Consider the following 23,054-nt stretch of genomic DNA (forward strand, 5'->3'; position numbering starts at 1 on the left):
GAGGCACAGAGGACACAGAGATAATTTCATAAGAGGAGAAATATTTTTAATTTCTAGTTTTTATTTTCTTACCTTTGCGCCTTTGCGTGAGATAATTATTCTTCTATTAAAACAGATTGATGATTAATTATTTCTCCTTCATTTTCATTATCAGATGCAAATGAATTTTTTGGTTCTTTGAGGAAGAATCCACACATAAAGGCGCAAATCATGGCGGCTATTCCCATGGTGGCAAATAGGGTTGATGGGTCTGTTAAACTATAGATTGTTAGATAAACTACGCCGCCAAAGTTGCCGTAAGCACCGACGTTTCCGGCTATTTGTCCGGTTGCTTCTTTTTTGATTAATGGCACTATTCCGTAAGTTGCACCACAACCAGCTTGAGCAAAGTAAGCCGCAAACATTGTGACAGCAATTGCGAGGGGGATAGGCCAATCTTTGTTAATGAAATGTGCCATTAAATAACCTATTGCAATCCCCGCAGAAACTATTGTCATTGTCCATTTACGCGAACCTAATTTATCGGAAATTAAACCACCACTGGGACGAGAAACTAGGTTAAGAAAGGGATAAATAGATGCAATCATGCCGGCGACAATATGTTCTAAACCAAAGGTTTTTTCAAAGAATGCCGGGAGCATGGAAACGGCTGCAAGTTCTGAACCAAAGTTAGTAATGTAGGTAAATTCTAATAATGCTACTTGACCAAATTGATAACGTTGATTTGCTGGGTAGGTTTTTTGTCCTGTTAGTAATTCGTGATTGACTTGATAAGCTTGGTAACTTTGGTAAGCAAATAATCCTGCTAATACAATCCAAACTATATACATTTGGCTAAGTGTGAGGAAATGAATTTTCTTTTGTTCTAGTCTCCAAGCTAATAAACCCAATGCGAATATTAAACCAAGGTTGGAAACAATCAACGCCCAAAAGCTTTTGAGAGAAGTTACTTCTAATGAGCCATTTTTCTTGGGTTTTTGATAAACTTTGCCAATGGGTGTATCTTGAACGCTTTTAAAGTAGAATAGTCCGTAAATTGCGGTAACAATTCCTGTTAATGCAATTGTTAATCTCCAGTTAGAACCACTACCACCTACAAAGCTGGTTGCAATTGCAATTGTTGGTAATGCAAATTCTGATCCAAATGCTCCAAAGTTACCCCAACCGCCATAAATACCTTGAGCAATTCCCATTTCTTTGGGAGGAAACCATTCGGCTACCATGCGGATTCCTACCACAAATCCAGAACCGACTATTCCCATTAATAAGCGACTAATAACTAGTTGGTTAAAGTCTTGGGCTAATGCTGTTGCTAAACAAGGAACAACTGCAAACATTAATAAGAGGGAATAGGTAATTCTTGGCCCGAATTTATCCAATAACATCCCAATAATTAGACGAGCCGGAATTGTTAATGCTAGGTTACAAATTCCTAATGTTTTAATTTGTTCAGGAAGTAAATGTAATTCTTTTCCAATTGTGGTAGCGAAGGGGGCAAAGTTAAACCAACAAACAAAGGTTAGGAAAAATGCAAACCATGTCTGATGTAGTATGCGATAGCGTCCTTGGAATGAAAATAATCCTTTTAACATTTCTTTTCTCGCTAAATAATTGAATTTCTGAAAAATTGGATATAAAAATCCAAGGACAATTATGAAATTGCCTAAATTGATGATTTATCAAACGCGGATAAACGCAGATAAACGCGGATGATTTGATGTCTAGTTATTGAGGTTAAATTATTGCTGGTTCTCGCAATTTTGCCCCAAATTTGGTAATTAATATTTCTCTTAATATGGGCTGTAAGTCTTCGCAGGGAATACTTTTTTGCACACAAGTTCCTAAATGTGCGTCTTTCCCCACTGTTCCACCCATGTAAATGTCTACACCTTCCAACATTTTGCCATTTTTACGCACTTTAGTTCCCATTAAGCCAATATCGGCTACTTGGGGCTGTCCACAGGAGTTAGGGCATCCTGTCCAATGAATTCGCACAGGACGTGATAAAGTTAGTTCAGATTCCAATGATTTAATCATTGCTAAGGCGCGATTTTTGGTTTCTATTAAGGCAAAGTTGCAAAATTGTGCGCCTGTACATGATACTAGCGATCGCATTAATAAACCAGGATTAACCGAAAATTTCTCTAATATTGATTCTGTGAAAAATGCTGTTAAACTGGAATCGGGAATATTCGGGATAATGACATTTTGTTCTACGGTAAACCGGATTTCTCCGCTTCCGTAAACTTCCGCTAATCTGGCAATTTCCAACATATCATCAGCAGACAATCTGCCGACGGGAATATTTAAACCTGCGTAGTTAAATCCAGGTTGTTTTTGTTTATATATCCCGACATGATCCCGTTTTTCCCAGTCAATTTGATCTTTATCTACTGCGGGTAATAATGATTTTCCAAAATGCTTTTCCACTTCTGCGCGGAATTTTTCTATCCCCCATTCATCAAGTAACCACATTAACCTGGCTTTTAGTCTATTTGCGCGTAAGCCATGATCTCGGAAAATCTCGACAATCACTTTACATAATGATACAACTTGGGCGGGAGATACCCAAACATTTAAAGGAATGGCTGCTTCACAACGTTTTGCGGAAAATAAACCGCCGACAATGACGTTAAAACCAAAGATTGGGGTTTCATCTTCATTTCCCCAAAATGCGGGAATAAAGGCTAAATCATTAATTTCTGCGTGAACTGAATTATCTCTGCCTCCGGTAATTGCAATATTAAATTTCCGGGGAAGATTGCTAAATTCTGGATTACCTTCACCGTTGTTAGTCAGCATATCCTGGACTTGCTGGACTAATTCTCTGGTATCATAAAACTCATCTGCATCCAAACCCGCTACAGGATCACCTGTAATATTACGAACGTTATCCATGCCGGATTGGATAGTAGTTAATCCGACTTTGTGAAATTTATTAAAGATATCGGGGATATCTTCAAAGTTGATCCCGCGTAGTTGTATATTCTGTCTAGTGGTAATATCGGCGCTGCCATTTTCACCGTAACGCTGTACCACTTCTGCTAAAACTGACAATTGATTGCTGGTGAGAATGCCGTTAGGTAGACGCATTCGCATCATGAATTTACCGGGAGTGACAGGACGAAAAAATACACCTAACCATTTTAGGCGATGGTTAAGGTCGTTTTCGTCCATTGCTTCCCAACCGACTTGGGCAAAATTCTCTATTTCGTTTTTAACTGCAAGTCCGTCTTTTTCGGCTTTGAATTTCTCGAATTTATTGAGTTTGTCTGTGGTAGTTGCTGTTTCTATCATGATCTTTTTTTGGGGAACAGGACTTAATTAACTGTGTATCCGTGTTCTTATCGGTTCTGTATTTGCCACGTTGGGGAAATAACTGATAGTAGTTTCCTGGTTGGTGGTGTGACAGTTGCGATATTGTTACGTTAGTGTGATTTTTCATAACAGTTCGTATAGTAGGTTACTAAATTTTGGTAATTATGCGAAAATCGGATATAAATATTGCGGTTATTGCATAAATTATTTCAATATACGAATTTATATAGATACAAGCGATAATGGTAGTATGGTTATTCGCATAGGTAGTCTATTTATTTGGTTCTTCGGTATTTGTTATGCTAAACTATTAAATAAAATGCCAGGTTAACAGGCATCTAATTCGGAAATTTTCAAAGTTTTTAAATCCATCTCTAATAACTTGTTGTATTGGTTCATTTGATGACGAAATTATTACATTTCGCTGATATTTTAGGGGGGGTTAATGAAATGTAAGGCACCATTCATCTGTTTGAAATTAAAAACATCTGTTTAAGTGCGATTATTTATTTTCTCCGTTGAGTTAAGAGGCTATGCTATAATAACATATACTGTTAAAAATGTCTCACAAAAATATGAACAACACATCTCTAAAAGAAGAAACTGCCTTTAACCGCATTTCAGCAATTGTAAAATATTTGATTGCTAATAATAGTGTGTATCAAGAAAGATTGGAACAAGATAAAATGATCCAGAAAATGTATGAACTGTTTACTAAACCAAATTCTGGTGATGATGTAGACACAATTGCTGAAGATGACTTAACAGAAAGAATTAGTAAAATGTTAGCTGTAGAAGCAATCAGTGGTTTGTTAAATGATTTTACACCAGAAGAAATGGCAATATTTGATGAAGCAGTGAAACGTAAATAAGTCAATGGGATATCTACTAGATACTAATATGGTTACAGCAATTCTCAAGGAAAATCCAAAAGTAACCAATCAGCTAGAAAGTTTAAATCGTCAAAACGAGGAAGTTTTCATTAGTGGGATTACTTACTATGAAATTGAGCGAGGACTCTTAGCAGTTAAAGCGGTAAAGAAATTATCAGACTTTGAAAAATTTTTGAAGAAATACCAAATTTTACTCTTGGACGATATGGCTATATTTCAAAAAGCGTCAGAAATTTATGCTGATTTAAAACAAAGAGGTTTACCAATTCAAGACGCAGATATATTTATAGCAGATACGGCTATTATTCACAATTTAATTGTAGTTTCCCATGATTCTGATTTATTAAGAATCAAAGAATTGCAATTAGAAGATTGGTTACAAGAGGAATTAAATTAAATCGTTTTTAATCAACCGTTTTTGTAAAGCCACAACAACAGCTTGAGAGCGATCGCTCACTTCTAGTTTATGTAAGATAGCATGGACGTGAACCCGCACTGTTCCCGGTGTAATATAAAGTGCCAGAGCAATTTCTTGATTAGTTTTCCCCGCTGCCAATAGTAATAAAATTTCTTGTTCTCTTTGTGTTAGTTTATGAGTAGGTTTTGAGCTATTTTCTGCATCAACTTGGTGATTATTGGCTAACGCCACGCTATCGCTATCAGGTACAAATACTGAACGAATTTCCCTAGTTGCAGTTTCATCCCACCAAGATGCCCCAGATGCGACGGAATACAGAGCCAATACCAATTTTTCAGCCGCAACACCTTTAAGACAATAACCTTGAGCGCCCACTTCAATTAACCGCGTAATCAGAGATTTTTGGGAATGGGAAGTGAGGACTAAAACTGGCAAATTAGGATATTTTTGTTTAATTTGATAACAGGCTTCAATCCCGCCAATTCCTGGTAATCCTACATCTAAAATAACGACATCAAGAGGGTGCTGGTTGACTAACTCAATGGCTGTTTCACCATCTTCCGCTTCCGCGATAATCTCCAAACCAGTTTCTTGCTGCAATCGCACACGCAAGCCCAAACGGAAAAGTTCATCATCCTCAACTAGGAGGATTTTTATGGGGGTAGAAGACATCTGATGTTGTTTAAGATTGAAATGGCAAAACAGGGAGCTTGAAGGCAAAAATAGCGCCATTGGGAACTCTGTTTTCTGCCCATATTATACCGTTATGAGCTTCAATAATTTGCCGAGATAAATAAAGTCCTAATCCCGAACCTTTAGCTTGGCGTTGGGAAAGCTCACCGCGATAGCGTTCGCGGAGCGTCCCGGAGGGAACTAGCGCTCCGTAGGAATCGCTATTTCCTTGGTAAAATCGTTCAAATAAGTGGGAAAACTGTTCAGGTTGGATACCTGCACCTGTATCTAAAATTTTGACAACTTGATAGGAAGTTTGCGATTCTAAGACAATTTCGACATGATCACCGCGTCGAGAATGGTTAATAGCATTAATCAGCAAATTGCTAAAAACTCGTTGCAGTTGCAAAGCATCACCGCGCACCCAAAGAGAGCGTTTCCAATCAGAATCACCATAGTTTAATGATAGATGAATGCGACGATTTGCTGCTAATTCAATTAAGGTAGCCGTTGCTGTTTCTGCTAAGATACTTAAATCCACAGGAGCTAAATCTAGTTTTAAGCCTTCTGTATCATTGCGATAAACATCTAACAAAGTTTCTAATAAATCAAGGGAAGTTTCATGGCTGCGTGCCATTGTTGCTAGAACTTTCTGTTGGGTTGGTAAAACTGCACCAAATTTTTCTTTTTGAAAGGCTTTAATAGTTTCAACTGCTCCTAAAAGTGGCGTTTTTAAATCGTGAGTAAGTGTGGAAGCAAAATCTTCTCTTAGTCTCACTAATTGGGCTTGGGATTCGAGTTTAGTTTGAGTGAGGGCAATGGCTTTTTGAGATTTTCGTAATCGCTGACTTAAAAATCCGGTGACTATCAAAGCTATTGCAGCAATTACTCGACTAGCAACAGTAGAAGCTCGAATTGATTCAGCTCCAGGTATCCACGCATTTAACATAGTTAGAAAAACAGCAAGAAATGTTGCGCTTATTGTTGCCATTCCCCCAAACCAAGAATTGACTAATAAAATTGCTCCACTGTAGAGATATCCAAAAACATAATCATTGGGGGTAGAATATTCTAAAACTGCTAGAAAGATAAATATAGTGACAATTAGTAATATTTTACCAAGACGTAAGTTATTGTTTATTAATTTATTTTTTAAAGATGCCATTTACTAACTTACCTTTTCTCAACTTATACAACTATAACAATTATCAAGGCTCAGATCCCTGACTTCTTAAAGAAGTCAGATATCTTGTTTACTAGCGTTTAGATTTCCTCTAAACTTTACTAAACACTGATATATATCTTTAGGTAGACACATAAATAGAAAAATAAACGATTTTTATATCCTTGTACTCCTTGTTTTTATTGCCACAATAATTGATGATATAAATTAATCATCTCAAGATTACTATCTAAATCAGGATTTTTAGGATGAAATAATTAACAGAAATGATACTGAAAGTAAGCATTTAGCCGTCAGCTATTAGAGGATGTTTGAAAAGTGGTATTCCGTAATTTTCATCACATTGCTACCCCCCTTTCCCCTTGTAAAGGGGGGAAACAATAAAAATCCAGTTCCCTCCCCTTTACAAGGGGAGGGTTAGGGTGGGGTAAAAAATATTTAATACATCAACCATAACTTTTCAAACACCCTCTTAGGAAGAATTGAATTGATAAGCATTCTGAATATTAATTACTGATGTCAGCCTCCCCCCACTTGAAAACCCGTAAAATCTGTTTTTAGCTGACTGCTTAATACTGAAAAGCCATAACAACTTTCTTTGAGGAGATTTTATAATTCATGTTACAAGGTTGGATACAAATTGCATTGACATTAATTCTTGTCATTGCCACCACTCCTTTATTAGGGAGATATATCGCTTGCGTTTTTCTAGGAGAAAGCACACTGCTTGACTCTGTGTTAAATCCCATAGAAAGAATAATTTTTGTCTTAATTGGAGTTCGTCCTCAAGATGAAATGACAGGTTGGCAATATGCCAAAGCTGTACTTTACAGTAATATCGTTATGGGGATTTTGGTATTTACTATTTTGATGACTCAAGCATGGCTACCATTCAATCCGACAGGGTTAGGTACACCAACTTGGGATACAGCATTACACACGACTTTTTCTTTTCTTACTAATACAGATCAACAACATTATTCTGGAGAAACAACCTTCAGTTATGCCAGTCAAACATTCGCTTTGAGTTTTTTGATGTTCGTTTCATCAGCGACCGGTTTGTCGGTGGGAATTGCCTTTATTCGGGGCTTAACTGGCAGAACATTGGGTAACTTTTATATTGACATCACCAAGTCAATTACGCGGATTTTGTTGCCCATGTCAATCATTATGGGATTGTTATTGATCATGGCTGGTGTGCCTGAAACCCTTGCCGGAGTGGCAACAGCGACAACATTAGAAGGTGCTACTCAAGCGATCGCTCGCGGACCAGTTGCCCACATGGAAGCGATTAAACAAATTGGTGAGAACGGTGGTGGTTTTTTTGCTACTAACTCAGCACATCCCTTTGAAAATCCCAGTGGTTTTTCTAACTTATTGCAAACCTGGGGCATGATTTCTATCCCCACAGCACTAATTTACACCTATAGCGTATTTGCTAACAATCTCAAACAAGCATGGTTAGCATTTTGGATGGTTTTTACTATCTTTACCATCTTGTTGATTGTAACTACAATTGGTGAGTATCAAGGAAATCCCTTAGTTAATTCTCTTTTAGGATCACAACAACCCAATTTAGAAGGAAAAGAAGTAAGATTTGGTTGGGCGCAAAGTTCATTATTTGCAACTATTACCACCGGGACAATGTGTGGTGCTGTTAACGCACTTCTCGACTCATTTATGCCCCCAGGTGGATTTGTATTTCTCTTTAATTTATTCTTGCAAATAGTTTGGGGAGGTCAAGGAACTGGGACAGCATATTTATTTATCTACTATATTTTAGCAGTGTTTTTAACTGGCTTAATGGTAGGACGGACTCCAGAATTTTTAGGTCGCAAAATCGAGAAAAAAGAAATCGTTCTGTCCAGCGTTGTTTTATTAGTTCACCCCTTCGCCATTCTCATCCCTTGGGCAATAGTTTTTGCTTTTCCCGATGCACTTTCAGGTATTAGTAACCCAGGCTTTCATGGCGTTTCTCAAGTAGTTTATGAATATGCTTCCGCAGCCGCAAATAACGGTTCTGGCTTTGAAGGACTAGCTGATAGTCAACCAGCAGCAACAGGACTTTGGTGGAATCTCAGTGCTAGTTTCAGTATTCTCGCAGGACGTTATATTCCCATTATTGCCTTGTTGCTATTAGCAGATAGTATGTCCAACAAACAACCAGTTCCTATGACTGCCGGTACTCTCAGAACCGACACTGGTTTATTCACTGGAGTTACAGGAGGAGTAATTTTAATTCTTGGGGCGCTGACTTTCTTTCCTGTATTAGTTTTAGGTCCAATTGCAGAATGGTTTTTAATTTCCAAATAAACTTATGACTTACACAAAATATGTTTCAATCTTTTATTCCTCTGCGTCCTCTGTGCCTCTGTGGTTCGTCCCTGACATTTTTGAATAACTAAACATCCATGAAAACTACAAAAACTCGACAAGAACGAAAACATACTCCCAAAGTTAAAAATACTGGAATCTATACTAGAGCATTTAAACAAGCATTTGTCAAATTAGACCCACGCAATATGCTAAAAAATCCAGTTATGTTTTTAGTGTGGGTGGGGACGATTGTTACAGCTTTAGTAACTATTGAACCAAATCTTTTTGGGATTACTCCTGATAATAATCCGCGACTTTTTAACGGTCTAATTACCATAATTCTGTTCTTGACTCTTATTTTTGCAAATTTCGCCGAAGCGGTAGCAGAAGGACGAGGAAAAGCGCAAGCTGACTCATTACGGGCGACAAAATCCGATGTTGTAGCCCGAAAACTTCTCCCTGACGGTTCTATTCAAGAAGTTAATTCTGCTACTTTGCGTCGTGGTGATCAAATTAAAGTTATCGCTGGTGATGTTATCCCCGCAGACGGAGAAGTAATTGCTGGTGTGGCTTCTGTAGATGAATCTGCTATTACTGGAGAATCTGCGCCAGTTTTAAAACAACCAGGAACTGATATTGCTAGTTCTGTAACGGGAGGAACGCGCATTAATTCTGATGAACTAACTATTAGGGTAACATCAGATCCAGGTCAAGGTTTTATTGATAGAATGATTGCTTTAGTAGAAGGGGCTTCTCGCACTAAAACCCCCAATGAAATTGCCTTAACTGTACTTTTGGCAGTGCTAACTCAAGTTTTTTTAGTGGTAATTGTCACGCTACCAACAGTGTCAGTTTATGTTAAATCACCTGTGAGTATTGCGGTATTAATTGCCTTATTAGTGGCGTTAATTCCTACTACAATTGGCGGATTATTGAGTGCAATTGGCATTGCCGGGATGGATAGAGTGGCTCAATTTAATGTCATAGCCACATCTGGAAGGGCTGTAGAAGCCTGTGGAGATATTAACACTTTGGTTTTAGACAAAACGGGAACAATTACATTAGGAAACCGCATGGCGGAAGAATTTATTCCTGTTAAAGGTCATTCTCTCAATGAAGTTGCCCAAATTTCCTTGGCATCCAGTATTTTTGATGAAACTCCCGAAGGAAAATCAATTGTTAAATTAGCCGAATCATTAGGAGCAAAATTGAGTTTTAATCCCACAACTGCGGCAGGAATTGAATTTTCAGCAAAAACGCGTATGAGTGGCATTGATTTACCGAATGGCGTAGAAATTCGCAAAGGGGCTGTAGATGCAATTAAAGGATTTGTGCGTTCTCGAAATGGACAATTAACCGCAGAACTTAATACGGCTTATGAGCGAGTTTCTAAATTAGGGGGAACACCATTAGCAGTTTGTAAAAATGATGATATTTATGGTGTAATTTATCTTAAAGATATTATTAAACCGGGGATTAAAGAACGATTTGATCAAATGCGAAGAATGGGAATTAAAACTGTGATGCTGACAGGAGATAACCGTCTCACTGCTTCTGTAATTGCCGAAGAAGCTGGTGTAGATGACTTTATTGCTGAAGCAACTCCAGAGGACAAAATTGAAGTAATTCGCAGCGAACAAGCACAAGGAAAATTAGTCGCTATGACTGGAGATGGTACTAATGATGCCCCAGCTTTAGCACAAGCGAATGTTGGTGTAGCAATGAATTCTGGTACACAAGCTGCAAAGGAAGCTGCTAATATGGTAGATCTGGATTCTGACCCGACAAAATTAATTGATATTGTCACTATTGGTAAACAATTACTAATTACCCGTGGGGCTTTAACAACTTTTTCTCTGGCTAATGATGTCGCTAAATACTTCGCAATCATTCCAGCAATTTTCCCTGGGATTGGGGTAAATGGTTTAAATATTATGGGTTTGGCAAGTACCCAATCAGCAGTTTTATCAGCTTTGATTTACAACGCTTTGATTATTCCGGCATTGATTCCTTTAGCATTAACTGGGGTGAAATTTCGTCCTCTCACTGCTAACCAACTTTTGCAACGGAACATCTTTATTTACGGATTAGGTGGCGTGATTGCTCCTTTTATTGCTATCAAAATTATTGACGTTTTCATTGTATCTATAGGATTAGCTTAATCAATGACAATTTCTAAAGGTCATCGTGTTCCTCTGGGTCTGTTTTTACTACTTTGCTTGAATTTATTATTAGCACCAGCAGTTCAAGCAGCGACTTCGGTAGCAGAATCGCGTTTTTCGGCTTATACGATTACTTTGTTGGGGCTTGTTACTCTGTGTCTTTGTGTTTATTTGTTTGTGGTGATTTTTCAGCCTGAGAGGTTTTAATATGAACCATATTTTTTATTTCGCGCAGAGACGCTAAGGAGCAAAGGCGCAAAGGAAGAAATATATTTTGTTGTGGTTTTTAAATTAGGGAGGTTTTAATATGAGTCAGAGACATCAAGTTAGTAAGGCGATTCGTTCGACTTTGGTTTTGTGGGTGATAACGGCTTTTATTTATCCGTTATTTATGTTGATTTCGGGACAAGTTGTTTTTTCTGATCAGGCTAATGGTAGTTTAATTAAAAATTCTCAAGGTGTGATTATTGGTTCAGCTTTAATTGGTCAACCTTTTGCCAGTGAAAAGTATTTTTGGGGTCGTCCTAGCACTACTAATTACAGCACAGCAGACCCTAAAAAGGATGAAGTTGGTGTTTTGAAGACGGGGGTATCTGGTGCTAGTAATTTAGCTCCCAGTAATCCAGCATTACTAGAACGTATTAATGGGAATGAAGGTGAAATTCAGCGACTTAAAAAAGCGGGTATCCAACCTACTGCGGATTTAGTTTATACTTCTGGTTCGAGTCTTGATCCTCACATTACTCCTGAAAGTGCTAAGGTACAAATTGCCAGAGTAGCAAAAGCGCGAGGAGTTGAACCAAAGCAGTTGGAAACTTTAATTTCTCAAAACACTGATGGTCGTTTCTTGGGTATTTTTGGTGAACCGGGAGTAAATGTTTTAAAACTAAATCTAGCAGTGGATAAAATTAGTAAATAAGTAGGAATTTGTTCATGTTTTACCCTAATACCCCTTCTCCTGACAGTTCTTATATTCGTCCTGCTCGACGGGGAAAGCATAAAATTTTCATTGGTATGGCTCCCGGTGTGGGGAAAACTTATAGAATGCTAGAGGAAGCACATCAACTCAAACAAGATGGTATTGATGTTGTTATTGGCGTTTTAGAAACTCATGGACGCAAGGACACGGCTGCAAAAGCCATAGGATTGGAGATAATTCCTAAAAAAGCCAGTATTCACAAGAATATCAATCTTCAAGAAATGGACACGGAGACAATTTTAGAACGCTCTCCCCAACTGGTTTTAGTTGATGAATTAGCGCATACAAATATCCCCGGTTCAGCTAGAGAAAAACGCTATCAAGATGTAGAATTAATTTTAGCAGAAGGTATAGATGTTTACTCTACTGTCAACATTCAACATCTAGAAAGTTTGAATGATTTGGTAGCTAGAATTACGGGTGTTGTGGTGAGAGAACGTATCCCTGATCTTCTCTTAGATGAAGCTGATGCTGTTGTTGTGATTGATGTGACTCCAGAAACTTTAGAAGAACGTTTACGGGAAGGTAAAATCTATACTCCTGATAAAATTGAGCAATCTTTAGAAAACTTTTTTCAACGTCGAAATCTGATTGCTTTGCGAGAATTAGCATTAAGAGAAGTCGCAGATACGGTTGAAGAAGAAGCAAATACTTCCATTTCTGCTGGGCAAATTTGTAATGTCCACGAACGAGTTTTAGTATGTGTATCTACTTATCCCAATTCGATTCAATTATTACGGCGTGGGGCGCGACTTGCTAATTATATGAATGCCAAACTTTATACTCTATTTATTGCAGATCCTGAACGTTTTCTCAGTAAGGAAGAAAGTTTACACATTGATACTTGTGAAAAACTATGTCTTGAATTCGCTGGTGAATTTCTCCATATTAAAAATCACAATGTTTCTCAAACAATTGCCCAAATTGCCGCAACTTATCATATCACTCAGATAGTTATTGGTGAAAGTCAGCAACCTCGATGGAAAAGATTTTTCAAACGCTCTTTTACACAACGCTTGCTGGAGTTAATCAGAAATCAAAACATAGATTTACATATTATCGCTACAGAGAAATAAATTTTAATATTTTTTAATCTATCTTCGATGAGATGCAATTTTTTTCTTTTTCGTCTAGCATAAATATCGAACATTAACTTAAATATCTATTCTCGCCAGTTACCCAAATTCTTTGTAGCCAAGCCGCGCTCGTTTCCCACTTACCGGGTATTCTTATGAAGTGTAAAATTTAATTACAAAACTATGCCATAAAAGGCTTTGACTCTTGACCCCTGTTGTATGATTGTTAGTAAATGTTAAGGATGCTTTTACCAAATATTAACCTAAAAAGCCGAATATACTCATTATCATTAGTTAGCAAGCTAACATCGAGGTATATATGTTTAACAGAATTTTAGTCGCAGTAGATCGCTCAGAAATGAGCGTAAAAGTTTTTGAACAAGCTTTATCTTTAGCCAAGATCACATCTGCAAATTTAATGTTACTGCACGTTTTATCACAAGAAGAAGAAGGCAGTCCAGAGGCGCTGGTTTTCCCCAATATTGACTACTATCCCGGTTGGAATGAGCAAAGTTTTCAATTATACCAAGAGCATTGGGAAAAATTTAAAAATGAAGGCTTGCAAATGTTACAGTCATGGAGCGACCAAGCTAATAAATCTGGTGTTAATACGGAATTTACGCAAAATACTGGTAATCCAGGACGAATGATTTGTGAATTAGCCATTGACTGGAATGCTGACTTAATTATAATGGGACGACGGGGACGTTCTGGAATAGCGGAATTTTTCCTTGGTAGTGTGAGTAATTATGTTTTACATCATGCACCCTGTTCAGTGCAGATTGTTCATCCTCCTGTTGCTTCTAAAGCGGTAAATGTTACTTCAGCAGCTACTACATTTAGTAACTAATTCTCAATAAAGCTGCATAGAATCACATTTCAAGATTTATTAACCGCAGATAAACGCAGATAAACACAGATAAAGAGGGATGAATATTTGTCGGGTGCGTCAGATATCAACAATCTGTTTATTTGCAGGATTTATGCCTTCTGACGCACCCGACAACAGATTTTTAGTGTGACACTTGCGTGAAAAATATGAAAACATCAGTTCCACATTCTTCAACTCATCCAAGTGGAGACAAGCGTTTAAAGATTTTAGACGCAACTATTAAGCGTCATCAGTATCAACAAGATGCACTCATTGAAATTCTGCATCGGGCTTCTGAACTATTTGGTTATTTAGAACTGGATTTATTGCTTTACATTTCCCATAGTCTCAAGTTACCACCGAGTCGGGTTTATGGGGTAGCTACCTTCTATCATTTGTTTTCCCTAGCACCGAAAGGGGTTCATAATTGTGTGGTTTGTACGGGTACAGCTTGTTATGTTAAAGGCTCAACGGCGATCTTAACAAATGTGGAACAGTTTACGCAAATTCACGCAGGAGAAACTACTGCAAATGGTCAAATTTCTTTGATGACGGCTAGATGTTTGGGGGCTTGTGGAATTGCCCCTGCGGTAGTGTTTGATGGTGCTATTTTAGGTAATCAAACTCCAGAATCGGTTTGCGAAAAAGTGGGAGAATGGTGGCAAAATGGAACTAAATGAGTTATTAGAAATTGCCCAAACGGAACTTTCTCAACGGAAATCTGTGCAAGTTCGGTGTTGTACTGCTGCGGGTTGTCTCTCTTCTGATTCTCAAGCTGTGAAAGACAATCTCGAAGCATCTGTGAAAGCTGCGGGTTTACAAGATACTGTGCAAGTTTCTGGTGTGGGTTGTATGCGTCTGTGTTGTCATGGCCCATTGGTACAGGTAGAAAACCAGGAAAATTCACTCATATCGCAATTGTATCAAAAAGTTACACCGGAAAATGCAGCCGAAATTATTGTGGGGGTAAATGGAGAAGTCACAAATTTACAACAGGGTGATTTAAATCAGCCATTTTTTAGCCGTCAATTGCCGATTGTTCTAGAAAACAGTGGTAAAATTGACCCGGAACGGATTCAAGCTTATATTGCGGCTGATGGTTATCAAGCCCTTTACCAAGTGCTACGGGAAATGAAACCTAGTCAGGTGGTAGAAACTATTACTAAAAGTGGTTTAAGGGGACGCGGTGGCGCTGGTTATCCCACTGGTTTAAAATGGGGAACAGTAGCAAAATCCGCCGGTGAGAGGAAGTTTGTAATTTGCAATGCTGACGAAGGTGATCCTGGTGCATTCATGGATAGGAGTGTATTGGAAAGTGATCCCCATCGAGTTTTGGAAGGGATGGCGATCGCTGCCTACTCTATCGGGGCAAATCAAGGCTATATTTATGTTAGGGCAGAATATCCTATTGCTATTCAACGTCTAGAAATTGCTATTCGTCAAGCCCAACACTTAGGGCTTTTGGGTTCACAAATCTTTGACTCTCCCTTTGATTTTAAAGTAGAAATTCGCATTGGTGCGGGTGCTTATGTCTGCGGTGAAGAAACGGCTTTAATGGCTTCCATTGAAGGTAAACGTGGTGTCCCTCATCCCCGGCCACCATACCCGGCTGAGTCCGGTTTATGGGGCTATCCGACGTTAATTAACAATGTGGAAACCTTTGCCAATATTGCGCCGATTATTCGTAAAGGTGCAGATTGGTTTGCTAATATCGGCATTGGTAAAAGCAAAGGTACAAAGGTATTTGCGTTAGCGGGAAACATCCGCAACACGGGTTTAATAGAAGTCCCAATGGGAACATCTTTACAGAAAATTGTCGAGGAAATGGGAGGAGGTGTTCCCGACAATGGTATTGCTAAAGCAGTACAAACCGGCGGTCCTTCAGGGGGATGTATTCCTGCGTCGGCTTTTGCTACACCTGTAGATTATGAATCCTTAACCGCCTTGGGTTCAATGATGGGTTCGGGGGGAATGATTGTCATGGATCAAACTACAAATATGGTAGATGTCGCTCGCTTTTTCATGGAATTCTGCATGGATGAATCTTGCGGTAAGTGCATTCCTTGTCGTGTAGGAACTGTACAATTACACGGTTTATTAACAAAGATTAGTCAAGGAAAAGGTTCACTAGCTGACTTGGATTTGTTGGAGGAACTTTGCGATATGGTAAAACACACAAGTTTATGTGGTTTAGGACAGTCTGCACCAAATCCGGTTTTTAGCACTTTGCGATATTTTCGAGATGAATATTTGGAATTAGTCAGTAGTTAGTTGTCAGTTGTCAGTTGTCAGTTGTTACTGGTAAGAGTTATTTACCAATTACCAATTACCAAATTATTATGACTGTAAAAACTTTAACAATAAATGGGGAATTGATTAGCGCTCGTGAGAATGAAACCTTACTAGAAGCAGCGCAGGAAGCGAGTATTCATATTCCTACATTGTGCCATTTAGAAGGTGTAGATGATATTGGTGCTTGTCGTTTATGTTTGGTGGAAATTGCTGGTAGTAATAAATTACAACCTGCTTGCGTGACAAAAGTGATAGAAGGAATGGAGGTAAATACAAATAGCGATCGCTTACAAAAATATCGGCGGACAATTGTAGAAATGTTATTTGCCGAAGGTAATCATGTTTGTTCCGTTTGTGTTGCTAATGGTAACTGTGAATTACAAGATTTAGCCATAGAAATGGGCATGGATCATCTCCGCTTAGAATATCAAAATCCTCAGCGAACTGTTGATACTTCTCATCATCTTTTTGGCATAGATCATAATCGTTGTGTGCTTTGCACTCGCTGTATTCGGGTCTGTGATGAAATCGAAGGCGCACATACTTGGGATATGGCAGGAAGAGGATCAAAATCTCACGTAATTACTGATTTAAATCAACCTTGGGGAACTTCCCAAACTTGTACTTCCTGCGGTAAATGTGTAAATGCCTGTCCCACAGGAGCGTTATTTGATAAGGGTTCAAGTGTTGGTGAAATGAAACATGATCGGGGCAAAATTGAATTTTTAGTAACTGCACGAGAGAAAAAACAATGGAATTTTTAGTGCTTAGTTATTTGCAGAGAAATCAGATCCCCGACTTGTTCTTTGATGAGGTCAATAAGTAATGAATCAATATGAGAAGTTGGGGATCTTACAACGTCATTAGTCATTAGCAATAAGTTGAAATAAAATCTCATGTTACAGTATATGCAAATTCAAAAAATATTCAAGCGAATTCTATTAGTAGGAATATTGACAACATTGATATTCCTGGGTTTAGTAAATTTCACGTCACAGACAGTAATTGCTGCTGTTACTCAGATAGGAAACCCGCCCGAAGAAGTTATTTATCGCTCACAAGTTAAATTAGATGATCAATCAGGAAAAGTCTGGCAAGTTGTATTATTTAAACAAGTGTATTCTGATCAAACATCTAATATCAATCTTCGCCTAGTTGGCTTTCCTGGTTCTGCGGAATTAATTCACCCTCAACCGTTAAAAATTACTGCCAATACAGGTAAAGTGTGGAGTGCTAATGATATCTTTTTAGATAAAGCTCCAGCCCCTACAATTGGTCAATATGATTTCACAGATATATTATTCCAATTACCTTTAGAATCTTTAACTTTATCCATACCTCTTCCCGCTGCAAACTTCATTAATATCTCAGTTCCTATTCATGTTGTCAAAGAATGGCAATCATTAATTTCAACTGAAGAGGTAAAAAAATGACTAAAATTAAATTAGCAACAGTGTGGTTAGGTGGTTGTTCTGGCTGTCATATGTCATTCCTTGATTTAGATGAATGGTTAATAGACTTAGCTGCACAAGTAGATATAGTTTATAGTCCCATTGCTGATATTAAAGAATATCCCGAAGGTGTAGATGTAGTATTAGTTGAAGGTGCTATAGCTAATGAAGAACATCTAGAATTAATTCACAAAATTAGAACCCGAACTAAAACAATAATTTCCTTTGGTGATTGTGCTGTTACTGGTAATGTTACCGCTTTGCGTAATCTTTCCGGTGGTGCTGAACCAGCCCTACAATTAGCTTATATCCAAGAGGCTTGTATTAATCAACAAATTCCCAATTCACCAGGAATTGTTCCCCCTTTACTAGATACAGTTGTCCCTGTGCATAAGGTAGTATCAGTTGATATTTATTTACCCGGTTGTCCCCCTTCTGCACCTCGCATTCGTGCCGCACTTGCACCACTATTAAAAGGAGAAAAGCCGGAAATTGTCGGCCGAGAAATGATTAAATTTGGTTAATTAGTGATCACGACCAAATAAATATCTTCTTTCTTTCTTCTTTCTGACTACTGACTCCTATTTTTTCTGAGGTGACTTATGTTAACAGCAGCAGATGTAATGACTAAAGATGTGGCCATGATTCGCAGTTCAGCCACAGTCAAAGAAGCAGTTGATTTAATGAAAGCTAGAGATTGGAGAGCATTAATTGTAGATCGTCGTCATGAACAAGATGCTTATGGAATTATCACAGAGAGCGACATTGTTTATAAAGTCATTTCCTACAGCAAAGATCCAAATAAAATCCGTGTTTATGAAATTATGACTAAACCTTGTATTGTCGTCAATCCAGAATTAGGTTTAGAATATGTAGCCAGATTATTTGCTAACCACCATCTCCGCCGTGCGCCTGTAATTAGTGGTAAATTATTAGGAATAATTTCACTTACTGACATCTTAGCCAGAAGTAGTTGTTTAGAACAACCGCGCTCATTTTTGTTAGAACAAGAATTACAAGATGAAATTAAAAAAGCTCGAATTGTTTGTGCAGAAAAAGGCATTAATTCCACAGAATGTGCAGCAGCTTGGGATGTGGTAGAAGAAATTCAAGCCGAAATTGCCCACCAACTCGCTGAAAAACCTCTGAAAACTGCCTTTGAAGATTACTGTGATGAATATCCAGAATTAGCAGAATCTAGAATTTATGATTTGTAATTACTATATGTAGGTTGGGTTGACGCAAGGAAACCCAACATGATCATTATCGAAGATTTTGTTGGGTTTCACTTTGTTCTACCCAACCTACAATTGCTTATTATTACCAATCACCGATTATTTATTTATGAAAACAATCATTATTGACCCCGTTACTCGCATTGAAGGCCACGCGAAAATTAGCATTTATTTAGATGATGAAGGTCAAGTAAATGATGCTAGATTTCATGTCACTGAATTTCGCGGGTTTGAAAAATTTTGTGTCGGTCGTCCATTTCCAGAAATGCCAGGAATTACTGCGAGAATTTGCGGTATTTGTCCAGTCAGTCACTTATTAGCATCAGCCAAAACAGGCGATCGCATTTTAGCCGTCACAATCCCCAAAACAGCCACCCAATTACGCCGTTTGATGAATTTAGGGCAAATTATCCAATCTCATGCCCTCAGCTTCTTTCACCTCAGCGCACCAGACCTATTATTAGGTATGGATAGCGAACCCGAAAACCGCAATATTTTTGGTTTAATTGCCGCTGAACCGGAATTAGCCAGAGGTGGAATCCGTTTACGCCAATTTGGACAAGAAATCATTGAATTATTAGGAGGAAAAAAAATTCATCCTTCCTGGGCTGTTCCTGGTGGAGTTCGTGACCCTTTAACCACAGAAAATCGCACCCACATTCAGCAAAAAATTCCTGAAGCCAAAGCCACTGTAATTAGTGCCATAGCTTTATTTAAAACCCTATTAAAAACTTATGAGAAAGAAGCAAAAACCTTTGGTAATTTTCCGAGTTTATTCATGGGTTTAGTCAGTTCTGAAGGTTTATGGGAAACTTATGATGGACATATCCGATTTGTTGATAGTGGAGGAAACATCGTTGCTGATAATCTTGATGCTGCTAACTATCATGAATTTATCGGTGAAGCAGTTCAAGCAGACTCTTATTTAAAATCACCTTATTATCTTCCTTTAGGTTATCCTGATAGCAGTGATCATTGTCGTTTAGATAGTGGAATGTATCGCGTTGGACCCTTAGCAAGATTGAATATTTGTAGTCAAATTGGCACACCTTTAGCAGACACAGAATTAAAAGAATTCCGCAGTTATGAAAATGGTACTATTAAATCATCATTTTTCTATCATTATGCCCGGTTAATTGAAATTTTAGCAGCAATTGAACATATCGAAATTATCCTTGATGATCCAGATATTTTATCAACTCGTCTCTGTGCTGAAGCTGGTATTAATTGCCTAGAAGCTGTGGGTGTAAGTGAAGCCCCAAGGGGGACATTATTTCACCATTATCAAGTTGATGAAAATGGTTTAATGTTAAAGGTAAATTTGATTATTGCCACGGGTCAAAATAACTTAGCAATGAATCGTAGCGTTGCCCAAATTGCCCGCCATTTTATCCAAGGTGATAACATAAAAGAAGGAATGTTAAACCGTGTCGAAGCCGGAATTAGGGCTTTTGATCCTTGTTTGAGTTGTTCAACTCATGCCATGGGACAAATGCCTTTATTAATAGAAGTAGTAAATAACAATGGTGCTGTAGTTAATCAAATTTGCCGTAATTAAGTATTTAGATTCCCGACTTCTTGAAGAAGTCGGGAATCTGGGGATCTGGTATTTTTATGATATAATTTAAGCTAAACTCATATTACCTAAATTTTATGACTGTTGCTACTGCTAAACGCTTTACCATAACTGAATATCACCGTCTAGCAGACCTTGACTTCTTCACGGAAGATGACAGAGTTGAACTAATTAAAGGTGAAATTATCAAAATGGCTGCAAAAGGTAAAGCACATTCTGTTTGTAATACTCGTTTATATAGAGAGTTATTCAAGTTACTGGAAGAAAAGGCTACTATCCGCGGACAAGAACCTATTATTATTAATGATAGCGAACCAGAACCAGATTTAACAATTGTTAAAAATACACCTGATGATTACTTTCTCAATCATCCCACTCCATCTGACATTTTCCTAATTATTGAAGTAGCTGATTCATCTTTAAAATATGACCAAGAAATAAAATTATCCCTATATGCAGAAGCCGATATTTCTGATTATTGGATTTTCAATTTAGTAAATTATTATTTAGAATGCTACAGTGACCCATATCAAGATTTACAAGGTAAATTTGGCTATCGTCACAAATCAATTATCCTCCCTAATGAGTCTGTCAAATTGCCATCTTTCCCGGAATTAATCTTAGATTTAACTAAAGTATTTCCAGGGAAAAATTAAGTTATAAAATTAAAATTTGCAAAAATTGATAAAATATGCTATTCTAATTGTCAAGTGATACAATGGGTTTTTTGTGACAATTTACAATATTGCCAGTATAAATAATAAGCGGCTATAGCAGCCGCACCAGTATCTATACAGATGGGTTACTTATGTTTACACCTGCTACAATAGGGTCAAAATTTGCGGGAAACCGGGTATTATGATCACAATCTGCTTTTTCTAAATGCGTCCCCTGTAAATTAGCTGTACGTAAATTTGTAGAAAATAACATTGCTCCGCGCAAATCTGCATTTTCTAAATTAGCTTCACTTAAATCAGCAAAACTCAAATCACATCCTCGCAGATTTGCACCACTGAGATTAGCTGTACTCAAATCAGCATAACTGAAATCAGAGCCTTTCAAGTCAAAATTTTGTAGATTAGCTTCTCCTAATTCTGCTTTTTCAAAGTCTCTTTTTCCGACTGCATATTCTTCTACAATGGTAGCAGTACTATTAATTGACTGTTGAAAATTAACTTCAGGCATAGAGCAGCCTCACAATTTATCTAAATTTTTTACGGAATTTCCAATCCTACCTACATTCATATTTTATCCCACATTCCGCACCCCAAACTGTCACAGAGGGAAATTCCGTAGAGAAAAATCAAAGGGAGCATCAAAACAAACATATAAAGTAAAAAAAGGCATTTGAGAAACAGTAAATCACCAAAAATGTCATCAAAACCTATTCTCAATAAGAAGCAATAAGAATGCACACCACCTGGAGAGGATAACAAATAAATAAAAGAAGATATTCAAGAAAAAATTATAAGTTAGACTAATTAATTAAAGTAGAAAACGAAATTATAGACATAGTAAAATTGAGCTATAAATCAAAGAGATTAGCTCATCTTTACAAGAAAAATTAAATTGATAGAGATAATAATTAGGTGACTAATTGATAGTAACGTAAACAATCATCTGGTAAAAGACTCAAGATAAAATCTCTGTCCTTATTCCAATTAGAAATATGTGGCTCTACCGGACTTAGTATGCTAAGTCCGGTAGAGCCGTTTATATCCTGGTATTGTACTATCAATAAATTCTGATTCTGGTATTGTTGATATTAATGATTTTGCTACTTTTATGCTTAATGGTACTCGACATAACCAACGTAAATCTGACACCATTTTCAGATTTGATTCTGTATATGAGGCGCAGTCTGCTACTATGAGACTGTTAACTTCTAATTGTTGCTGATACTCAACTGCTATTTTACCAAAACATGATGAGTCGGATTGGTTTCCCGATGCTAGTTTTAAAAATATTGGTATGTCTCCATCTCCTGAACATATCATTTCTATGATGAACTGTTTTAAATCTGGTCTATGGTCACGAGAATAACCGTGGGTGATGGTAATTTCTTTTGGTAATTTTACTGCTAATTCTTCTAATTCTTGATTATTGACTACTTTTTGACTCTCAAATATTACTTCTGGTAAGCTGGTGTTATACTGCCCATGTACGTGCATTGATGATGAATCTAGATGTGATGTTGATAGTGATACTCCAAATTTTTGTGCTGCTTTTAAGGCAATGATAAAAAATATTGTATCCAATCCTTTGATAAATAGTTTATCCATCACTCTCCCCAGTTTATCGTCATTGAGATATTCTGGTTTTACTCCTGAACAATTAGATGTTCACAAGCGATTGTTTCAAAATATTCAGGAAACATATATAAGGGTTTTGATACGAATCCTAACCCGTTTATTATCATGGCTTTTACTACTTGACCCGGACTTACTTTCTCTTTTTTTTCAACCCTGTATCTGTTCACATTATCTCACCCAACCATTACCAACTATCATGTAAATGAGAGAAGACAATATAACCATGACATTGTTTTGTTTCCCTAAAACCTTTTTATCGGATTTCGGGTATTCTTTTTTCTATCACACTTTCTGCATTAA

Annotated in this window: 21 protein-coding genes and 1 pseudogene; 16 read left to right on the forward strand and 6 right to left on the reverse strand. The window is 37.5% G+C overall.

Going from position 1 to position 23,054, the window contains the following annotated elements:
* Positions 1–95 precede the first annotated feature (95 nt).
* On the reverse strand, positions 96–1,592 hold the full coding sequence (locus HGD76_RS17960) for a NarK family nitrate/nitrite MFS transporter (protein WP_168696577.1): 1,497 nt from the start codon (positions 1,590–1,592) through the stop codon (positions 96–98).
* 142 nt (positions 1,593–1,734) lie between these two features.
* The gene (locus HGD76_RS17965) at positions 1,735–3,297 is read right to left on the reverse strand and encodes a ferredoxin--nitrite reductase (protein ID WP_168696578.1); all 1,563 of its coding nucleotides are present in this window, start codon (positions 3,295–3,297) and stop codon (positions 1,735–1,737) included.
* A 581-nt stretch (positions 3,298–3,878) separates the two neighbouring features.
* Here HGD76_RS17965 and HGD76_RS17970 point away from each other — a divergent pair.
* Entirely contained in the window at positions 3,879–4,190 is a 312-nt protein-coding gene (locus HGD76_RS17970) for a hypothetical protein (RefSeq protein ID WP_233466917.1), read from the forward strand.
* Between the two features lie 4 nt (positions 4,191–4,194).
* Positions 4,195–4,608: a type II toxin-antitoxin system VapC family toxin gene (locus HGD76_RS17975; protein ID WP_168696579.1), complete on the forward strand. Its 414-nt coding sequence runs from the start codon at positions 4,195–4,197 to the stop codon at positions 4,606–4,608.
* On the opposite strand, the gene HGD76_RS17980 is transcribed toward HGD76_RS17975, so the two are convergent.
* Positions 4,600–5,301 (reverse strand): response regulator transcription factor, encoded by a 702-nt coding sequence (locus HGD76_RS17980; protein WP_168696580.1) that lies wholly within the window; start codon positions 5,299–5,301, stop codon positions 4,600–4,602. The two genes, HGD76_RS17975 and HGD76_RS17980, sit on opposite strands and share 9 nt — an antisense overlap.
* Positions 5,302–5,311: 10 nt before the next feature.
* Positions 5,312–6,466, reverse strand: coding sequence for a sensor histidine kinase (locus HGD76_RS17985; RefSeq protein WP_168696581.1), 1,155 nt, complete (start codon positions 6,464–6,466; stop codon positions 5,312–5,314).
* A 636-nt stretch (positions 6,467–7,102) separates the two neighbouring features.
* On the opposite strand from HGD76_RS17985, the gene kdpA reads away from it, so the two are divergent.
* The 14 genes from kdpA to HGD76_RS18055 all read left to right on the forward strand — a co-directional run bounded on the left by kdpA (position 7,103) and on the right by HGD76_RS18055 (position 21,098).
* Complete coding sequence (gene kdpA / locus HGD76_RS17990) at positions 7,103–8,797, forward strand: potassium-transporting ATPase subunit KdpA (protein WP_168696582.1); 1,695 nt, start codon at positions 7,103–7,105, stop codon at positions 8,795–8,797.
* A gap of 98 nt (positions 8,798–8,895) precedes the next feature.
* Positions 8,896–10,962 (forward strand): potassium-transporting ATPase subunit KdpB, encoded by a 2,067-nt coding sequence (gene kdpB / locus HGD76_RS17995; RefSeq protein WP_015079821.1) that lies wholly within the window; start codon positions 8,896–8,898, stop codon positions 10,960–10,962.
* A gap of 3 nt (positions 10,963–10,965) precedes the next feature.
* A complete protein-coding gene (gene kdpF, locus HGD76_RS18000) occupies positions 10,966–11,169 on the forward strand; it encodes a K(+)-transporting ATPase subunit F (protein ID WP_015079820.1) in 204 nt (67 codons plus the stop codon).
* Between the two features lie 100 nt (positions 11,170–11,269).
* On the forward strand, positions 11,270–11,881 hold the full coding sequence (gene kdpC, locus HGD76_RS18005; protein WP_015079819.1) for a K(+)-transporting ATPase subunit C: 612 nt from the start codon (positions 11,270–11,272) through the stop codon (positions 11,879–11,881).
* Positions 11,882–11,895: 14 nt separating this feature from the next.
* Positions 11,896–13,017: a sensor protein KdpD gene (locus HGD76_RS18010; RefSeq protein ID WP_148765405.1), complete on the forward strand. Its 1,122-nt coding sequence runs from the start codon at positions 11,896–11,898 to the stop codon at positions 13,015–13,017.
* Positions 13,018–13,336: 319 nt separating this feature from the next.
* On the forward strand, positions 13,337–13,867 hold the full coding sequence (locus HGD76_RS18015; protein WP_168696583.1) for a universal stress protein: 531 nt from the start codon (positions 13,337–13,339) through the stop codon (positions 13,865–13,867).
* A gap of 188 nt (positions 13,868–14,055) precedes the next feature.
* Positions 14,056–14,568, forward strand: coding sequence for a bidirectional hydrogenase complex protein HoxE (gene hoxE / locus HGD76_RS18020; protein ID WP_168696584.1), 513 nt, complete (start codon positions 14,056–14,058; stop codon positions 14,566–14,568).
* Complete coding sequence (locus HGD76_RS18025; protein WP_168696585.1) at positions 14,555–16,159, forward strand: NuoF family protein; 1,605 nt, start codon at positions 14,555–14,557, stop codon at positions 16,157–16,159. The genes hoxE and HGD76_RS18025 overlap by 14 nt, the downstream gene beginning before the upstream one ends.
* 68 nt (positions 16,160–16,227) lie before the next feature.
* Entirely contained in the window at positions 16,228–16,944 is a 717-nt protein-coding gene (hoxU, locus tag HGD76_RS18030; RefSeq protein WP_015079814.1) for a bidirectional hydrogenase complex protein HoxU, read from the forward strand.
* Positions 16,945–17,076: 132 nt separating this feature from the next.
* On the forward strand, positions 17,077–17,613 hold the full coding sequence (locus HGD76_RS18035; RefSeq protein ID WP_168696586.1) for a DUF3122 domain-containing protein: 537 nt from the start codon (positions 17,077–17,079) through the stop codon (positions 17,611–17,613).
* Positions 17,610–18,155, forward strand: a complete 546-nt coding sequence (locus HGD76_RS18040; RefSeq protein WP_168696587.1) for an NADH-quinone oxidoreductase subunit B family protein — start codon at positions 17,610–17,612, stop codon at positions 18,153–18,155. The genes HGD76_RS18035 and HGD76_RS18040 overlap by 4 nt, the downstream gene beginning before the upstream one ends.
* A 78-nt stretch (positions 18,156–18,233) precedes the next feature.
* On the forward strand, positions 18,234–18,848 hold the full coding sequence (locus HGD76_RS18045) for a CP12 domain-containing protein (RefSeq protein WP_148765414.1): 615 nt from the start codon (positions 18,234–18,236) through the stop codon (positions 18,846–18,848).
* A 127-nt stretch (positions 18,849–18,975) separates the two neighbouring features.
* Entirely contained in the window at positions 18,976–20,424 is a 1,449-nt protein-coding gene (locus tag HGD76_RS18050; protein ID WP_148765416.1) for a Ni/Fe hydrogenase subunit alpha, read from the forward strand.
* 95 nt (positions 20,425–20,519) lie between these two features.
* Positions 20,520–21,098 carry a Uma2 family endonuclease gene (locus HGD76_RS18055; protein WP_168696588.1) on the forward strand — a complete coding sequence of 193 codons (579 nt, stop codon included), beginning with the start codon at positions 20,520–20,522 and terminating at the stop codon, positions 21,096–21,098.
* Positions 21,099–21,231: 133 nt separating this feature from the next.
* Here the strand turns inward: HGD76_RS18055 and HGD76_RS18060 are convergent, their stop codons facing one another.
* On the reverse strand, positions 21,232–21,627 hold the full coding sequence (locus tag HGD76_RS18060) for an Alr5209 family pentapeptide repeat protein (protein WP_148765420.1): 396 nt from the start codon (positions 21,625–21,627) through the stop codon (positions 21,232–21,234).
* Between the two features lie 527 nt (positions 21,628–22,154).
* Positions 22,155–22,903: pseudogene (locus HGD76_RS18065) on the reverse strand (IS1634 family transposase); the annotation flags it as partial.
* Positions 22,904–23,054: the final 151 nt, after the last annotated feature.

The sequence above is a fragment of the Dolichospermum flos-aquae CCAP 1403/13F genome (assembly GCF_012516395.1).
Classification (GTDB): Bacteria; Cyanobacteriota; Cyanobacteriia; order Cyanobacteriales; family Nostocaceae; genus Dolichospermum; species Dolichospermum lemmermannii.

What these genes read in the sequence shown, in the direction of transcription:
- HGD76_RS17960 (WP_168696577.1), bottom strand. Translation starts at nt 1,592, where the DNA reads ATGTTAAAAGGATTATTTTCATTCCAAGGACGCTATCGCATACTACAT.
- HGD76_RS17965 (WP_168696578.1), bottom strand. Translation starts at nt 3,297, where the DNA reads ATGATAGAAACAGCAACTACCACAGACAAACTCAATAAATTCGAGAAA.
- HGD76_RS17970 (WP_233466917.1), top strand. Translation starts at nt 3,879, where the DNA reads ATGTCTCACAAAAATATGAACAACACATCTCTAAAAGAAGAAACTGCC.
- HGD76_RS17975 (WP_168696579.1), top strand. Translation starts at nt 4,195, where the DNA reads ATGGGATATCTACTAGATACTAATATGGTTACAGCAATTCTCAAGGAA.
- HGD76_RS17980 (WP_168696580.1), bottom strand. Translation starts at nt 5,301, where the DNA reads ATGTCTTCTACCCCCATAAAAATCCTCCTAGTTGAGGATGATGAACTT.
- HGD76_RS17985 (WP_168696581.1), bottom strand. Translation starts at nt 6,466, where the DNA reads ATGGCATCTTTAAAAAATAAATTAATAAACAATAACTTACGTCTTGGT.
- kdpA (WP_168696582.1), top strand. Translation starts at nt 7,103, where the DNA reads ATGTTACAAGGTTGGATACAAATTGCATTGACATTAATTCTTGTCATT.
- kdpB (WP_015079821.1), top strand. Translation starts at nt 8,896, where the DNA reads ATGAAAACTACAAAAACTCGACAAGAACGAAAACATACTCCCAAAGTT.
- kdpF (WP_015079820.1), top strand. Translation starts at nt 10,966, where the DNA reads ATGACAATTTCTAAAGGTCATCGTGTTCCTCTGGGTCTGTTTTTACTA.
- kdpC (WP_015079819.1), top strand. Translation starts at nt 11,270, where the DNA reads ATGAGTCAGAGACATCAAGTTAGTAAGGCGATTCGTTCGACTTTGGTT.
- HGD76_RS18010 (WP_148765405.1), top strand. Translation starts at nt 11,896, where the DNA reads ATGTTTTACCCTAATACCCCTTCTCCTGACAGTTCTTATATTCGTCCT.
- HGD76_RS18015 (WP_168696583.1), top strand. Translation starts at nt 13,337, where the DNA reads ATGTTTAACAGAATTTTAGTCGCAGTAGATCGCTCAGAAATGAGCGTA.
- hoxE (WP_168696584.1), top strand. Translation starts at nt 14,056, where the DNA reads ATGAAAACATCAGTTCCACATTCTTCAACTCATCCAAGTGGAGACAAG.
- HGD76_RS18025 (WP_168696585.1), top strand. Translation starts at nt 14,555, where the DNA reads ATGGAACTAAATGAGTTATTAGAAATTGCCCAAACGGAACTTTCTCAA.
- hoxU (WP_015079814.1), top strand. Translation starts at nt 16,228, where the DNA reads ATGACTGTAAAAACTTTAACAATAAATGGGGAATTGATTAGCGCTCGT.
- HGD76_RS18035 (WP_168696586.1), top strand. Translation starts at nt 17,077, where the DNA reads ATGTTACAGTATATGCAAATTCAAAAAATATTCAAGCGAATTCTATTA.
- HGD76_RS18040 (WP_168696587.1), top strand. Translation starts at nt 17,610, where the DNA reads ATGACTAAAATTAAATTAGCAACAGTGTGGTTAGGTGGTTGTTCTGGC.
- HGD76_RS18045 (WP_148765414.1), top strand. Translation starts at nt 18,234, where the DNA reads ATGTTAACAGCAGCAGATGTAATGACTAAAGATGTGGCCATGATTCGC.
- HGD76_RS18050 (WP_148765416.1), top strand. Translation starts at nt 18,976, where the DNA reads ATGAAAACAATCATTATTGACCCCGTTACTCGCATTGAAGGCCACGCG.
- HGD76_RS18055 (WP_168696588.1), top strand. Translation starts at nt 20,520, where the DNA reads ATGACTGTTGCTACTGCTAAACGCTTTACCATAACTGAATATCACCGT.
- HGD76_RS18060 (WP_148765420.1), bottom strand. Translation starts at nt 21,627, where the DNA reads ATGCCTGAAGTTAATTTTCAACAGTCAATTAATAGTACTGCTACCATT.